The sequence below is a fragment of the Acinetobacter sp. YH12152 genome, from assembly GCF_013418285.1.
GTDB lineage: Bacteria > Pseudomonadota > Gammaproteobacteria > Pseudomonadales > Moraxellaceae > Acinetobacter > Acinetobacter amyesii.
Genome location: NZ_VPCH01000011.1, coordinates 15,323 through 31,059, shown reverse-complemented (window position 1 = coordinate 31,059; position 15,737 = coordinate 15,323). Strand labels below are relative to the sequence as shown.

The following is a 15,737-nucleotide window of genomic DNA, read 5'->3' as shown; positions in this document are numbered from 1 at the left end:
CCAAAGTCCCGCTGTGATAAAGCGGGTTTGAGGAAGATTTAAACCACCTTCGGGTGGTTTTTTGTTTTCTTTGCTTTTATTTTCTTGGCTTTTGATTAATTGGTGCTTCACACTAAAAGTGCACAAATATTTAGCGCATCAGGTGCTTGAATCAAATTGATGCGTATTTTGAAACCAAGGTGCAGATCGATGCGCTGTTTTGTTTCATTAAATTTTGTTTCAGAGATTCAAAATATTGTCACGAACTGGTTTTGTGACGCAATGCATTGAGAAATAATTAATTGTCTGAAATTTGGTATTCTTTTTGCACAGCATGGTTATTCTTGGGGGAATAATCATGAAAAAAACATACTTGATGGCACTGTTTCTGAGTGTCCTGACATCGACTGCATGGGCAGTCGACCCGCAAATCGCCAGTAATATTCAAGACATTCGTATTTCGCTCGACAGTATTTGGGTGGTACTGGGCGGTATCTTGGTGTTCTTTATGCAAGCCGGATTTGCCATGATCGAAAGTGGTTCAGTTCGCAGTAAAAACACCGTGAACGTACTCATGAAAAACTACATGGATGCCTGCTTGGGTGGTCTGGTGTTTTGGCTGGTGGGTTTTGGTCTGATGTTTGGGGTCAATACCACGGGCTGGTTTGGCTTAAGTCATTTTGCACCCGATCAACTGGATGATTGGCACTGGAACCTTTTGTTTTTCCAAATGATGTTTGCTGCAACGGCAACCACTATTGCCAGTGGTGCCATGTCGGAGCGGATTCATTTTGTGGCTTATGTGGTGAGTGCGGCCGTTGTGTCAGGTCTGATTTATCCTGTCTTTGGTAGTTGGGCATGGGGCAGTTTATTTGGCGGAGACGGTTGGTTAAAAGCACTCGGGTTTATCGATTTTGCAGGTTCGACCGTGGTGCATTCGATAGGCGGCTGGGTGGCTTTAGCGGGCATCATCGTACTGGGTCCACGTTTGGGGCGATTTGGACGCAATGGGCGAAGCCATTATTTACCGGGGCATAACTTACCTTTAGTGGCATTAGGTGGTTTTATTTTATGGTTAGCATGGTTTGGTTTTAATGCAGGCTCGACCATTAATGCCAATGTCAGCGTAGGACGTATTGCTTTAAATACGCATCTTGCAGCGTGTGCTGCCGCGGTTGCATATATGTTGCTCTGCCTCATCCGATCTAAAGCCATTTTGATCCGCAGCACGATAAATGCCTCACTGGGTGGTTTAGTTGCCATTACGGCAGGCTGTGCAACGATGTCTCCACTCTATGCAGTCATCACCGGTTTATGTACAGGTGTTATGGTGACCTTCCTGCCAATGCTCATGGAAAAAATGAAACTGGATGATGTGGTTGATGCGGTGACCGTGCATGGATTCTGTGGCGCATGGGGAACATTGGCTGCAGGGATCTTCCTTGAAAATAACATGTTTAATGGCGATGTCATCGCGATACAAGGGCTTGGAGTGATTGCAGCCTTTTTATGGGGCTTTGGCGTTGCGTTCATTGTATTTAAGGTCTTAGATAAATTGTTGGGTGGCTTACGGGTGAGTAAGCAACATGAACAACGTGGTTTGGACTATACCGAACATGCTGAATTGTCTTATCCCGAGTTTCAAAAAGATGTGACTTTTGAAACGGATGATATGACCAAACGTCATTAACAGGAGTAATGCAATGAGCACCGAACTGTTGAATTTGGCACAACGCCGCGAAGCTTTAGAAAAAGGCTTACAACAATTTATTCATGGGACTTTACTCGACAGTGCACTACGGCACTGGGAGCAGCAGTACAGCATGAAACCGTCATTTGTCTTAAATCGCTTCTTAAATGATATCTGTACCACAGAAGAGCTACGCTTTTATCGTAAAGATATGCTGAAGCAAGTCTTGTATGAGTTATCTACCTTAGAAAAGCAGGAACTGTTAAGGGTTGAAAAACCGCAGGAGCAGGAGCAAGAAGACGAGCTCATTGCAGAGACCATTAGCGAGGCCTTTTTAGGCTTTATCGAGTCAGTCATGCTGACGGTGAAATCTACAGATCAGGCTGATTTCACCCAAGATGTGATTCAGCAATTAGAAGAAATCGGGCTGGCAATTGCGGCAAATGCACAAATTAATTCAGCGAGTTTTGTCGAGTTTTTGCCTTTGACCAGTTATGCCAAAGTTTTAACGAGCATTTATGAAGTGTATTGTGACTTTTATGGCCCGATGCGTGCAGACCAAGTTTATGCACAAACCAAGCTGAAAATTAAAGCCAATTATCCTGAGGTGGATTTACACCAACTGCTTTAGTGTCGGGGGTAAAACACCATGAAGCTGATTGTCCGTGTATAAAGTGAAGGGATAAAAAAAGCGACCTATTTAGGTCGCTTTTTTCTGGAAGCTTAAGCTACAGTTTCTGGAGCTGTACGCCATAAGCTTTCTAAATCATAGAATTTACGTGCTGTAGGTAACATCACATGTACCACTACAAAACCGAGATCAATCAGGATCCATTCTGCATCACGTTCGCCTTCAACACCGATAGGGCGGAATCCAGCTTTACGTGCTTCTTCTGCCACGTTGTCTGCAAGAGACTTAATGTGACGAGTTGAAGTACCGCTCGCAATAACAATCGCATCTGCTACGTTGCTGATAGTGCTGATATCAAGTTCAATAATATCTTTGGCTTTTACATCTTCAAGTGCTTCACGTACAACAGCTAAGCAAGCTTGTACGTCTTTGATTTGCGTTGATTTTGCGAGATCGAGAGAATTAGAAGCGCTGGGCGATGGTTCTAAATTCATAGAGGGTATGATTTCCTTACAATTATACATGATCTAATATAGCGGTTTTGTTGCTGAATTTCAAATCAACACGTCATTGACCATTGGCTAAATGAGGGAAGTATTTGTCTTTCCACGCAAAAGAATGTGATGAGTTGCTTCGTGGTCGGTATTCAGCCGCGATGTAACCTGTATATTGGCTTTGATCTAACCATTTAAAAATCTCTGCAAATGGAATCTGCGCTGAGTCAGGTTCATGTCGCCCCGGACAGTCAGCAAACTGTATGTGACCGATATCCTGAATATTTTCTGCCAAAGTACTGAGAATATCTTCACCCATCATCGCCATGTGGTAGCAGTCATATTGCATCTTCAAAGTAGAGTGTTGTACAGCTTCAAGCATTTCCTGAGCTTGGGCAATATTTTGGACCAAAAAGCGCGGCATATCAGTGCCATTAATCATTTCAAATACTGGTTGAATATGATGTTCAGACAACATGTGGCACGCCAGTTTGAGGTTGCTCGACAAGGTATTTAAACATGGGAGCAAGTCAGCATCTTGGGGCTGTTTGCCGGCTAAAATATTGACACTCGGTACATTTAACGCAGTGGCATAGCGAATACATTGCTCTAAGGCCTGATGAAATTGATTTTCACGCCCCGGAACTCCCGCAAGACCATCACCACCTTGCATCAAATCACCCGCAGGGACATTGATTAAACACAGGCTTAAATCATTGATGGTGAGTTGGGTTTGGATCTGCTCAATACTCAGCTCATACGGAAACTGAATTTCAACATGCTTAAAACCGTGTTCACGAGCCAAAGCAAAACGCTCTAACAATGGCACTTCGGTAAAAATCATGGATAAATTAACCGCGAGCTGAGTCATGTATATCGTCCTTGAAGCAATTTACTTCTAAAGTGAAAGTCGTTAGTTATGTTCGACATGTTGAATGATGGTGGCTAAATCTTTTTCTGCAAAACCATTGTCCTGATGGGCTTTGAGTTGCGATAAAGCAAGGCTGGCAACAGGGATGCTTAATTCAAACTGGGCAGCCAGTTGGACTGCATTATTCAGGTCTTTAGATAAAGTTTGAACTTTCCATTGCACGGGCTCGAACTGATGCGTTGCCATACGTGGAGTTAAAATCTGAAAAGGCTTTGAGTCTGCAAATCCACCAGCAAGTGCTGGTGCTAATAACGTGGTGTCTACACCTGATTTCTCGGCTAATGCGACGGCTTCTGCGATTAACGTGCTATTGGCAGCGACGATCAGCTGATTACAAATTTTGGTGGCTTGACCTGTACCTGAGTCGCCCATGCGGGTAACACGTTGTGATAAAACATTGTAGATCAGACTCAAATCTTGAATCGTTTGAGCATCACCACCGGCAAAGATGACCAAAGTGCCTTGCTCAGCGCCTGCTGTGCCCCCCGAAACAGGAGAGTCAATCCAAGTGACTTGTTTCAACGTTGCAGCATGAGCCAATTGATGAGTTTGATTCACAGAAAGACTCGAGAAGTCGACAATAATTTGTCCTGCCGCTAAATGATTTTCGATGCTTGCATACACCGCGGCAACAACAGCATCATCTGCGAGACAAGATAAAACCACAGGATAATGGGCAATATTCTCCAATTGAAGCGCTGTCGCGCCAATCGCAATCAACTCATCACACGCAGCGGCAGTTCTGTTCCACACCGCAACTTCAAATCCTGCCTGAATGAGGCGCGTGGCCATGCGGCTACCCATCAGCCCCATACCTAGAAATGCAATTTTTGTATTACGATCAAACGCCATGTGCTGTACTCAATCTATCCTGTGTGACTATTTTACTTATATTGGCGTGGTAAAAACTGAACCTCTGGGTTCTTGTCTTTTTTACGTGCCAATTGGCTGTTTTTGCCGAGCAGTAATTTAAATTGCCAGATTTTTTCTAAACGTAAAGATCGTTTTGGACTATGTTCCATGGCATCTAGCACTTGTTTTGCTGCTGCCAAGGCATCTGGTGAACGTTGTGATAATTCTTCGGCTAACTGCTGCGCTTGAAGCAAAGGCTGTTCATTTAAATGCGTCACTAAGCCAATTTCCTTGGCATATTCTGCGTCAAAAATACGTGCTGTTAAGGTTAATTCTTTGGCTAAATCTAGTCCTATCACACCTTTGAGTGAGCGAGTTAAGCCCATATCAGGAACTAAGCCCCAACGACTTTCCATAATCGACATTTGCGTTTTCGGGTGGGCAATACGGATATCGGCAGCCAAGGCAAGTTGCATGCCTGCTCCAAAACAAAAGCCTTCAAGTGCGGCAATCACCGGCACAGGAAGTTGCTGCCAAATCAGAAAGGCTTTTTGAAATAAACTTTGACCGGGTTTTAACAGTTCCCATGCAGCATAGGCACGATTTTTCGGATCATTTAGGTCAGCCAAATCAATGCCAGCACTAAATACATTGGCTTCACCGGTTAAAATGACACAGCGTAAGCTACGATCTTTTTTTAATTTTTCAGCGGTGCTGACCAATTCTTTGAGCAATGCAAAGCTCATTGCATTACGTTTTTCTGGACGGTTTAAGTAAACCGTTGCAATGCCATTATTTTTTTCTACACGTAATAAAGCCATGGTAATTACTCTTGTTGTTTCTGCGCCCGAGCATAGCATGCACCCTGACAGGATACATGACAGTGCAGTCACAACAGAAGCTGGACGGCACTGACTTTAGTCGGACTGTGCTTAATTATTTTGTTTGGCTAAGATTTGTTGAGCTGCGTGTTCAACTTGAGCCATGACATTTTTTAACTCATCAAAACGGTTCAGGGTTTCTTGGACAAAAGCGTCATCTGCTTTACGGCGTTCCTTACGTAAGGTCGATACAAACTGCTCAAAATGACCTGAAACCTCTTGGAGGGTCGGAGCGCCCACATAGCGGGTTGCGCCATAAAGCCGATGTAGCACATGCTCTAATTGTGGAAAATCTTCATCTTCGATGAGCTGTGCCATTTCATGGATTTCTTGCTCAAAGCTATCGACGAGCATTTTCAGTAAATCGACTGCAAGGTCTTCTTTATTCGCGGCCAACTGCAAGCTTTGTTGCCAATCTAAAATGCTCGGCTCTAGGGCTTCAATCACTGAACTGCGCTCTATAACCGGCACTTTCTTAAAGTTATCGGTAGTCCATTGGGTCAAGATTTGAATAATTTGATCCATTTGAATGGGCTTTGTGACATAGTCATCCATACCACTTTGCAGAAGCTTTTGTTTTTCATCAGAGAGCGCATGTGCCGTCAAAGCGATAATTGGAAGGCGCTTATGATTTTCAAAAGTCGACTCAAGAGAACGAATGGCACGCGTGGTATCGACACCTGACATCACAGGCATTTGAATATCCATAAAGATGAGGTCAAAAGCCCCCAAACCTTGCTCTTGGCGAGCTTGAATGATTTCAATGGCTTCTTGTCCACTCAAAGCCTTGGTGGTTTTCACATTTAACTCAGAGAGCAGGGCTTCAAGTACAATCAGGTTCGGTAAATGATCGTCGACAGCCAAAATGTGCAGACCTTGACCATTAAATTCTTCATGTTGCTCTTGATCAAACCACGGCTCATTACTCAACAACTGAATCAGCGCTGTACGGCTGAGTGGTTGATGCAATGGACGGGCACGGTACTCGTTCAACATGTTTGGATCGAGCATCATTTGGTAGCCATAAACCGCTAAGTTACCGCTATAACGATGACGAATTTCTTTCAGTAAGGCTTCGGAGTCACCACTGTGATCGACGATCAACCAGGTATTTTCGTTGGTTTGCAACTGATTGAGTCGGCTAAATAAATCTAGGATTGACTGCGTTTCAATATGTTCAACATCATAATTTTCTAAATAATGACGTAGGACATTGGCAGTTGCTGGGTGCGCCAAATAAGACACAACTTGTAGATTGCTAAATTGTGGATGCACAATTTCAATTTCATCATCCACCACAAAGCGCGCAGTAAACCAGAAGGTTGAGCCTTTTTCTGTTGGGGCACGTTCTTGGTTATCTTCAAAACCAATTTGTCCATGCATTAGGCTGACCAATTGTTTGGAAATGGCAAGACCTAAACCTGTACCGCCAAATTGACGGGTCACAGATGCATCACCTTGTGAGAAGGATTCAAACAGTTTCTTACGGTCGGTACCGCTTAGGCCGATACCACTGTCTTGGACACTAAAATGCAGCAGACATTGACCGATGTCATCATGCTCCATACGGACACGGACAATAATTTCACCATCTGGGGTGAACTTAATCGCATTTGAAATTAAGTTGGTCAAAATTTGCTTGAAGCGTAGGGCATCGCCGACCACAAATTTCGGCACATTGTCCGCATAGTAGAAGGTCATATCAATATGCTTTTGCGCTGCCAATGGCGACAACATATCCATCACATCAAAGACGGCTTCTTCTAAGTCAAATTGCGCAGTTTCGAGTTCTAGTTTGCCGGCATCAATTTTGGAGAAATCGAGCACGTCATTAATTAAAGCCAATAAATGCGCAGAAGATTTACGAATCGTTTGTAGATATAAATTTTGCTCATTACTGAGGTTGCCTTGGCGCAGTAAAAGATGAATAAAACCATCAATACTGTTAAGTGGCGTGCGCAGTTCATGGGAAATATTGGCTAAGAACACCGACTTCGACTGATTGGCATGGATTGCTTGGTCACGTGCTTGACGGTAGGTGATGTTTTGCACCTCTAAAGTATCGAGCGTGCGTCTTAAGTCATCTTCCGTTTGTTCGGTATGTTCACGTAGTTCTAAAAAGCTGAAATGTAAGCGTTTAACAACATTGGCAATATCACGCTGTAATAAACGGAGTTCGCCAGTACTGTTAATGATCATGTGCTGATCTAGGGTGTCGGCATTTAAACGTTGTAACTGCATGCGAATTTCGTACATTGGTGCGATCCAACGACGTGAATAAAAATTCAAACACAGCAAAAGTAATAAGAGCGTCAATAAGCCTGTTGCAATCAACACGATTAACACGCGATAGCGGGCAATTTGCAGCGGTTGATTATCCAGTTCAATGCTTAACCATGCCGGCGTCTGGGTTGAATCTGAAATTTTCAGGGCATAAACATGGTTACCCTGATGTGGAATTGGTCCAATAAAAGATGCTTTACTGTCAAAAGCAGGCCAAATAGCTTGATCTTGAAAGCCAATGCTCAGGCGGTTATTGCCTTTGAAATCTATAATCGCAGCACGAATCAAATGTTTTTCGTTCAACATGCTTTGCATGGCATTACGAGCTTGATCAAACTGCCACGGATAATGGTTGAGTAACTCTATGGCAGATTCTGACGTGGGTTGATAGCGCGTCAGGATCGCGACAGCCATTTGTTTTTGTTGTGCTTTGGCTGCATTGGAGGTTTCTGTTATTACCAACATTGCACCGACACAGGCCAAAATGGTGATCGGCACGAAAATAAGTGCAATCAACTGACCATAGGCATGATTTAAGTGTAGGCGTTTAAAAAGCTTTTTGTTGATATTTGACATGGTTTAAGCAGTTTATTCCTTATGCCCCGAATATTAGCATGGATTATTTAAAACTGATTGCGCTTTAATCACTTTCGCGAAAAAGCGAGGCAAATGGGTGCAGGCAAAGGCATTTTTTCATACAATAGGCGCACCTCGATATAGGTGTGAATAATGAGTAATACAACCCCTGATTTTCAAGCAGACGATTTTTTATTAGACCATTACGTCGGCAACACGCCGTTAGTGCGTTTACAGCGTCTGGCAAGTCATACTCAAGCAACAGTATTAGCCAAGTTAGAAGGCAATAACCCAGCGGGTTCGGTCAAAGATCGCCCTGCATATAACATGATTATGCAAGCGGAAAAGCGTGGTCAGATTAAACTGGGTGATACGTTGATTGAAGCGACGAGCGGAAATACGGGGATTGCTTTAGCCATGGTTGCAGCAATGCGTGGCTATAAAATGACTTTGATCATGCCCGCAAGTTCTAGCCAAGAGCGTAAAGATGCCATGCGTGCCTACGGTGCTGAACTGATCGAATCAGAAAACATGGAAGAAGCACGTGATCTTGCCCTTCAAATGGAAAAAGACGGCAAAGGTTTAGTCCTAAACCAGTTTGGTAACCCAGACAATGTGGAAGCACATTACCTTACTACTGGGCCTGAAATTTGGAAACAAACAGGTGGTAAAATTACACATTTCGTCAGCTCAATGGGAACCACCGGGACCATTATGGGGATTTCGAAATATTTAAAAGAACAAAATCCGGATATTCAAATTGTCGGTTTACAACCGTCTGAAGGCTCAAACATTGCTGGTATTCGCCGTTGGCCACAAGAATATCTTCCTACGATTTTTGACCCTTCACGTGTTGATCGCATTATGGATATTCCGCAAATTGAAGCGGAAAAAACGGCTCGTCGTTTAGCACGTACAGAAGGTATCAGTGCAGGTACCTCATCGGGTGGTGCGGTATGGGCTTCAGTTAAATTGGCTGAAGAAAATCCGGATGCCGTGATTGTTTGCATCGTATGTGACCGTGGTGACCGTTACTTGTCTACTGGTCTATTCTCTGTTGTTGATCCTGAATAATTACAGTGGCCGAACGGCACTGGTGAGTACTTATGCGTTTACCTGTTTTAATTTTTGATATCGAAACACTGACAGATTTGAAGTCAGGTGCGCATTTGTATGGACTGGATCTGCCTGAGGTGGATTTAGATGCAGCGCTGACTAAACTGCGTCGCCAAGAGGTGGGCACGGATTTTCAGCGTTTGGCCTTGCATGAAATTGTCTGTATCTCTGGACTATGGATTGATGAAAAGGGCATGAAGTTGTTTTCATTTAGCCGTGAAGACAATAGCGAAGCTGAAATTTTAAAAAAATTCGTTTCTATTTTTGAAAAGCGTCATCCGACCTTGGTCAGTTGGAACGGTTCGCAGTTTGATTTGCCTGTGATTTTGTTCCGTGCCATGTATCACGGATTATCTGCACCAAGTTTGTTCGATCAGGGCGAGATTGATACGCAAAAGCGCTATAATAACTACCAGAATCGTTATCATCATCGTCATGTAGATTTGATGGATGTCATGGCCATGTTCCATGGTCGTCATTTTCAAAAACTTGACGATGCAGCACATTTACTTGGTTTCCCTGGTAAACGTGGTGATGGTGGCTACCATGTGCCTGAATATGTGCGTGAACAACAGTGGATGGAACTGACCAGCTACTGTGAAGGTGATGTGCTCAATACATGGTTGATTTATTTACGCTGGCTGTTGCTGAAAGGACAGTTATTGTTAAATGATCATCAGCACTTGATTCAAAGTACGATTCAATATTTACAAACTCAGCCGCAACACGCTGACTTTTTATTGGTATGGCAGCAAACCTCGCAACGTACCGAATTCACCCAATCTGATTTCCCATCTTCCACACATTAGGTACGCATGAAACACAAAGCCAAACCCCAAAAAGCCCAACAACCCATTTATACATTTCAGGTTGAATCGCTTTCACATGAGGGGCGAGGCATAGCGCACTTTGGGACGCATCCAGATCATCCTGCAGAAAAACACGGTAAGAAAGTCTTTATCCGTTATGCCTTGCCGGGTGAAACGGTGCGTGCGCGTATTACTAATGTCGTTAAGCGTCTCGAAGAAGCAGACAGTCTGGAATTACTGAGTGAAGAGTCTGCTCTACGGGTTAAACCGGCCTGCCCACATTATGGGGTTTGTGGTGGGTGTAGCATGCAGCATATTCATCCCGACGAGCAAATTCGTTTAAAACAAGATGTTTTACAATCACATTTGCAACATTTTGCTGGGATACAACCTGATCAATGGTTAGCTCCTTTACGTTCATTGCGTGAAGACTACCGTCGCAAAGCACGTATTGGTGTGCGTTACCTACCTGCAAAAGATAAGCTTGTGGTTGGCTTTCGTGAAAGCCAGTCAAATAAACTGACTTCGATTGACCGTTGTATGGTGTTGGATCGTGAGTTTGGCTCCATCACCACACTCAAACAATTGTTACAAAGTCTGCAAGGTAAAGCAGATATTGGGCATATGGAACTGGCCATGGGAGATCAAGAAATTGCCCTCCTAATTCGTCATACGGCGGAACTTTGCGCGGAAGATGTCAACCAATTAGTAAAATTTGCGTTACATAAAGAGTGGCAACTGTACTTGCAACCTGAAGGGCCAGACAGCTTACATCGCGTGGATCATCCCGATGCACCGATGCGTCTGCACTATGGTCTAAGTGACTTTGCTGTGGAATTTGGCTTTAATCCTCAAGACTTCACGCAAGTGAATTCCACGATTAATCCGCAAATGGTGAAACTGGCATGTGAATTGCTTCAGTTACAACAAGGTGAGCGAGTTCTAGATCTGTTTTGTGGCTTAGGAAACTTTTCTTTACCACTTGCTCAATGTGTGGGTTCAACGGGTCAAGTCGTTGCAGTTGAAGGGAGTGCAGAAATGGTTCAGCGTGGTGCAGAAAATGCACAAAACAATGGCCTTTCGCAACTGAAATTTTATTCACAAGATTTAACAAAAGATTTTTCGCATCATTCTTGGGCAAAACAAGGATTTGATGCATTATTGATAGACCCACCACGTTCTGGTGCAGAAGAAATAATGCGTTATGTGCCCCAATTTGGTGCAAAAAGAATCGTTTATGTGTCATGTAATCCTGCAACACTAGCACGCGATGCTGGAATGCTGGTACAACAAGGCTACCGTTTGAAAAAAGCGGGTGTCATGGACATGTTTACCCATACAGGGCATGTCGAATCGATTGCTTTGTTCGAAAAAGAAAATCAGATAAACGATCAAAAGTTATGAAGCGTAGAAAACTAGGAGTAGGGTATGGTCACAGTACGTGAACAATTACCTGGACGTCTCAATGAGTTGTCACAGGAAACGACTGTAGAACATGCCGAGCAAGCACAGCATGATTTGGCTGAATGGCTAGAGCGTGTGAGTGGCATGTTTGACGGGGCTCCTCTAAAGCAACTCGAAGAAGTTGCACATCTGACCTTACAGAATGAACTTGAAACAACGGTCAACCATCGCTCGAATACCTTCTATACGGGTATTGAAATGGCGGATATTCTTGCTCATCTGTATGCGGATGAAGATACGTTATCAGCAGCCATGCTGTATCGAAGTGTTCGTGAAGGCGTAACCAGTTTAGAAGAAGTCCAAAGCAAATTTGGCGATCAAGTGCATGCTTTGGTGAAAGGCACGCTTGCCATGGGTAAGTTGTCTGACCTGATTGAGCAAAATAAACGTCTAGAAGATCATTTTAATAATAACCAGCGTGAACATTTGACCGGCATTTATAAAATGCTGATTTCGGTGACCGAAGATGTTCGCGTTGTATTAATCAAACTTTCTGAACGTACCTATGCATTACGTGAGTTAGCGCATTCAACCAAAGAGCGTCAAGAGCGTGTCGCACGAGAAATTTTAACCATTTACTCGCCGCTCGCGCACCGTTTAGGGATTGCACAGCTTAAGTGGGAGCTTGAAGATCTCGCTTTCCGTTATCTAGCACCTGAACGCTATAAAGAAATTGCCTCTTTACTGAATGAAAAACGTTTAGAGCGTGAACAATATATTCAGTTCGTTACAGAAAAGTTGCGTAAAGAACTATTAGATCATGGCATTGAGGCCGAGATTAATGGTCGGGTGAAACACATTTATTCGATTTATCGAAAAATGAAGAGTAAGAACCTGAGCTTTGATCAGCTTTATGACATTCGAGCGGTTCGTGTTCTGGTGGATAATGTACCTGAGTGTTATCACACACTGGGGATCGTCCATCAGATTTGGCGTCATATTCCGCATCAGTTCGATGATTATATTACCAACCCGAAAGCCAATGGTTATCGCTCACTGCATACGGCCGTGATTGCAGAGAACAAATCTTTAGAAGTGCAAATTCGTACGCATAATATGCATGAAGAAGCTGAACTCGGGGTATGTTCACACTTTAACTATAAAGAAGGTTCTAAAACCACAGATTATTCATTTAATCATCGCTTACATTCTTTGCGTGCAGTGCTTGAACATTATCAAGAACGAAATGATGCTAGCGCACATAAAGAAGATGAAGATTCTGAAAACTTCGAACAAATCCAAGAGTTTGAAGATTTTGAGAAAATCTATGTGTTTAGTCGTGACGGTGATATCAAAGAATTACCACGCGGTTCGACTGTGCTCGACTTTGCCTATCATGTGCATACTGAAGTGGGCAACAAGTGCTATGCAGCACGGGTGAACCAACGTTATGTACCTTTAACCTATACCCTAAAAACTGGGGAGCAGGTCGAGATTTTAACCAAGAAAGATCGTGAACCGAACCGAGATTGGTTGGTGAACTCGCTGGGTTATATCAAGACGGCTCGTGCACGTGACAAGTTGCGTCATTGGTTCCGTCAGCAAGACCGTAGTAAAAACTTGGAAGTGGGACGTGAGATTCTGAATAAAGAATTGTCACGTTTGGCGATTCACCCGAAAAGTATCGATTTGAATGATTACTGCAATCATTTTAATGTGAAATTGGGTGAAGATATATTGATTGGCTTGGTGAGTGGTGACATTAGCTTGCATGCTTTAATCAATCAGGTTAACCGTCATATGCACCTCGATCAGGATGAGCCTGAACTGGTGTTAAAACCAACCTTGAACCCACGTGCAAGTCATACGCTTTCGGCGCATGGTATTTTGATTGATGGTTTGGACAATGTAGAACTACACATTGCTCAGTGTTGTCAGCCTGTGCATGGTGAATCGATTGCTGGTTATATCACCCTGAATCGTGGCGTAAGTATCCATAAGGTCGCATGTCCGGATTATATCCGTATGATTGGGCAAGAGCCTGAACGTGCGGTTGAAGCGGATTGGGAAATGCAGCCAACTCGTGGTCAAAGTGTGCAAATCGTGGTGGAAGCTTATGACCGTCGTGGTTTGCTTAAAGATCTGACTCAAGTGATTTTCTCAGACCAAATCAATATTCGTCAGGTGAATACCATTTCCGAGAGTGATGGTATTGCCAATATGAAGCTGTTGATTGAAGTGAAAGGCTTGGCGCAGTTGTCGAAACTGTTGGCACGTCTAGAGCAACAACCAGGCATTATCAGCGCACGTCGCTTGGTACAAGGTAGCTAAAAATAAAGCTGTATAAAAAACCCGCTGCGTGCGGGTTTTTTATTATATTGGGGGAGAGAAATTATAAAATTGAATGCTTATGCTGCCTTCAGAGCTTTTTGAAAAGCGTCGACAGAATCTAACACAAGCCATTGACCACTGGGTGGCAACAGGCTCTTTTAAAAATGGCAAAGCCGTGTGTGAACATTTTGGCTTAGCAGTTCCTTTAATTTCCCAATTATTAAATAGTCATCGGCAGATTGGAGAGAAATTTGCACGTGAGTTAGAGTCACAATTGGGACTCATAAAGGGAAGTTTGGATTATGAAGTTCAGTTTATAGAGCAAGATAAGCGCACTAAGAAACAAGCAAGCTTGGTCCTTTTTGAAATGCAGGTAGTTGAGACACAGGCATTTTCGTTAAAATTGATTTCAAATGATTCATCTCAATATTCAGCATTATTTAAAAACACTCAAGACCTGTATTTGATTCGCATCACAGCATCGTATTATGCCCCTGTATTACAAGAGGGTTGGCTTGTGGTCTGTGATGAACGGCGAGGGGTAGAGAGATCGGATCTAGCCTGTGTATATTTGCGAAATGGCTTAAATTTAATTTTAAACGTGATACAGCAAACAGATGATACATGGCAATTTGCAAGTCTAGACCAAAAACGACAGGTGGAATTCCTGCAATCCGATATTGAAAAGTTACATCCTATTATTGCGATTTTGCCTAGCTCATTTATTTAACTTAGTAGTATAAAAAACCCATCCGAAGATGGGTTTTGATCTGAACTATAAGTTGAAAAGCTTAAGGAATCTCTTCTTCTTCAAATTCAGGCTTCACTTGTACAATGAAGTCTTGACGGTTTAGACCACGCCATAGCGCGAAGGCTGTACCAATGTAGATTGATGAATATGTACCCACAAATACACCAACAAACATTGCAACAGAGAACCATTTCAGACCATCACCGCCCAGTACCATCATCGCTACAACAACCAGTAATAGTGTCATTGAGGTATGAATGGTACGGCGAAGTGTTTCAGTTAATGCACTGTTGACAACTTCGAGAGGCTCAGCACCACGAATCTTACGGAAGTTTTCACGAATACGGTCAGATACAACGATGTTATCGTTGAGCGAGAAACCGATAATCGCGAGTAGCGCAGCCAAAACTGTTAAGTCAAACGGCCACTGCATCATGGCAAAGATACCAATGGTCACCACGATATCGTGGAATAAAGACAGTACAGCACCCATCGCAAGTTTGAATTCAAAGCGAATAGTGACATAAACCAGCATGAGCAGTAGGGCAAGACCTACAGCGCCAGCAGAACGCACGTAGAGTTCATTACCGACTTGACCGCCAACTACATCAACTTTATGTACTTCTGCTTTATTGCCTGGCAATTGAGCGGCAGTCGTAATGGCTTTGGTTAGGTCTTCAGCTTCAATGTCTTTTTGAACTGGCATACGAACCATCAGGTCGCGGTCAGATCCTAAGGTTTGTACCACAGGGTCTTTAAAACCAGCTTTTGTCAGCGCTGAGCTCACATCGGTAGATTTTACTGGTTGACTATAGTTCAACTCTGCCGCCACACCGCCAGTAAAGTCCAAACCGAGGTTTAGACCTTTGGTGCAAATAAAAAAGATACTTGCGAGCGTTAAAATAATCGATATAAAGGCTGCCGGTTTGGCAATCTTCATAAATGGAATAATGCGCTCGTTGTCCGGACGGCCGTATTGTTTCGGTTGAGTATTTTCAGTCATCTTCGA

At 43.3% G+C, this 15,737-nt stretch carries 13 protein-coding genes; 7 read left to right on the top strand and 6 right to left on the bottom strand.

The window, feature by feature from the left end; genetic code table 11:
• The first annotated feature begins 337 nt into the window (after window positions 1-337).
• Together FTU83_RS05620 and FTU83_RS05615 are read left to right on the top strand one after the other, a co-directional pair.
• A complete protein-coding gene (locus tag FTU83_RS05620; protein WP_180105885.1) occupies window positions 338-1,669 on the top strand; it encodes an ammonium transporter in 1,332 nt (443 codons plus the stop codon).
• A gap of 13 nt (window positions 1,670-1,682) precedes the next feature.
• Window positions 1,683-2,300, top strand: coding sequence for a hypothetical protein (locus tag FTU83_RS05615; protein ID WP_168378723.1), 618 nt, complete (start codon window positions 1,683-1,685; stop codon window positions 2,298-2,300).
• 92 nt (window positions 2,301-2,392) lie between these two features.
• Here FTU83_RS05615 and rsfS read toward each other — a convergent pair whose 3' ends face one another.
• The 5 genes from rsfS to FTU83_RS05590 form a co-directional block, all read right to left on the bottom strand.
• Window positions 2,393-2,794, bottom strand: coding sequence for a ribosome silencing factor (rsfS, locus tag FTU83_RS05610; protein ID WP_078191283.1), 402 nt, complete (start codon window positions 2,792-2,794; stop codon window positions 2,393-2,395).
• A gap of 73 nt (window positions 2,795-2,867) precedes the next feature.
• Complete coding sequence (locus FTU83_RS05605; protein WP_078191282.1) at window positions 2,868-3,665, bottom strand: hydroxypyruvate isomerase family protein; 798 nt, start codon at window positions 3,663-3,665, stop codon at window positions 2,868-2,870.
• 42 nt (window positions 3,666-3,707) lie between these two features.
• Window positions 3,708-4,577, bottom strand: coding sequence for an NAD(P)-dependent oxidoreductase (locus FTU83_RS05600; protein WP_180039857.1), 870 nt, complete (start codon window positions 4,575-4,577; stop codon window positions 3,708-3,710).
• 32 nt (window positions 4,578-4,609) lie between these two features.
• Window positions 4,610-5,398 carry a crotonase/enoyl-CoA hydratase family protein gene (locus FTU83_RS05595; RefSeq protein ID WP_180039859.1) on the bottom strand — a complete coding sequence of 263 codons (789 nt, stop codon included), beginning with the start codon at window positions 5,396-5,398 and terminating at the stop codon, window positions 4,610-4,612.
• A gap of 111 nt (window positions 5,399-5,509) precedes the next feature.
• Window positions 5,510-8,317, bottom strand: coding sequence for an ATP-binding protein (locus FTU83_RS05590; protein WP_180105886.1), 2,808 nt, complete (start codon window positions 8,315-8,317; stop codon window positions 5,510-5,512).
• Window positions 8,318-8,470: 153 nt separating this feature from the next.
• Here FTU83_RS05590 and cysM point away from each other — a divergent pair, with 153 nt between their 5' ends.
• From cysM to FTU83_RS05565, 5 genes are all read left to right on the top strand, one after another.
• The gene (gene cysM / locus FTU83_RS05585) at window positions 8,471-9,391 is read left to right on the top strand and encodes a cysteine synthase CysM (protein WP_180055878.1); all 921 of its coding nucleotides are present in this window, start codon (window positions 8,471-8,473) and stop codon (window positions 9,389-9,391) included.
• Window positions 9,392-9,423: 32 nt separating this feature from the next.
• Window positions 9,424-10,242, top strand: coding sequence for a 3'-5' exonuclease (locus FTU83_RS05580; RefSeq protein ID WP_180105887.1), 819 nt, complete (start codon window positions 9,424-9,426; stop codon window positions 10,240-10,242).
• Between the two features lie 6 nt (window positions 10,243-10,248).
• On the top strand, window positions 10,249-11,646 hold the full coding sequence (gene rlmD / locus FTU83_RS05575) for a 23S rRNA (uracil(1939)-C(5))-methyltransferase RlmD (protein ID WP_180105888.1): 1,398 nt from the start codon (window positions 10,249-10,251) through the stop codon (window positions 11,644-11,646).
• Window positions 11,647-11,670: 24 nt separating this feature from the next.
• On the top strand, window positions 11,671-13,977 hold the full coding sequence (locus FTU83_RS05570; protein ID WP_078191275.1) for a bifunctional (p)ppGpp synthetase/guanosine-3',5'-bis(diphosphate) 3'-pyrophosphohydrolase: 2,307 nt from the start codon (window positions 11,671-11,673) through the stop codon (window positions 13,975-13,977).
• Between the two features lie 79 nt (window positions 13,978-14,056).
• Window positions 14,057-14,707: a hypothetical protein gene (locus FTU83_RS05565; RefSeq protein ID WP_180105889.1), complete on the top strand. Its 651-nt coding sequence runs from the start codon at window positions 14,057-14,059 to the stop codon at window positions 14,705-14,707.
• 61 nt (window positions 14,708-14,768) lie between these two features.
• Here FTU83_RS05565 and secF read toward each other — a convergent pair whose 3' ends face one another.
• A complete protein-coding gene (gene secF / locus FTU83_RS05560; protein WP_180004599.1) occupies window positions 14,769-15,731 on the bottom strand; it encodes a protein translocase subunit SecF in 963 nt (320 codons plus the stop codon).
• Between the last annotated feature and the right edge of the window lie 6 nt (window positions 15,732-15,737).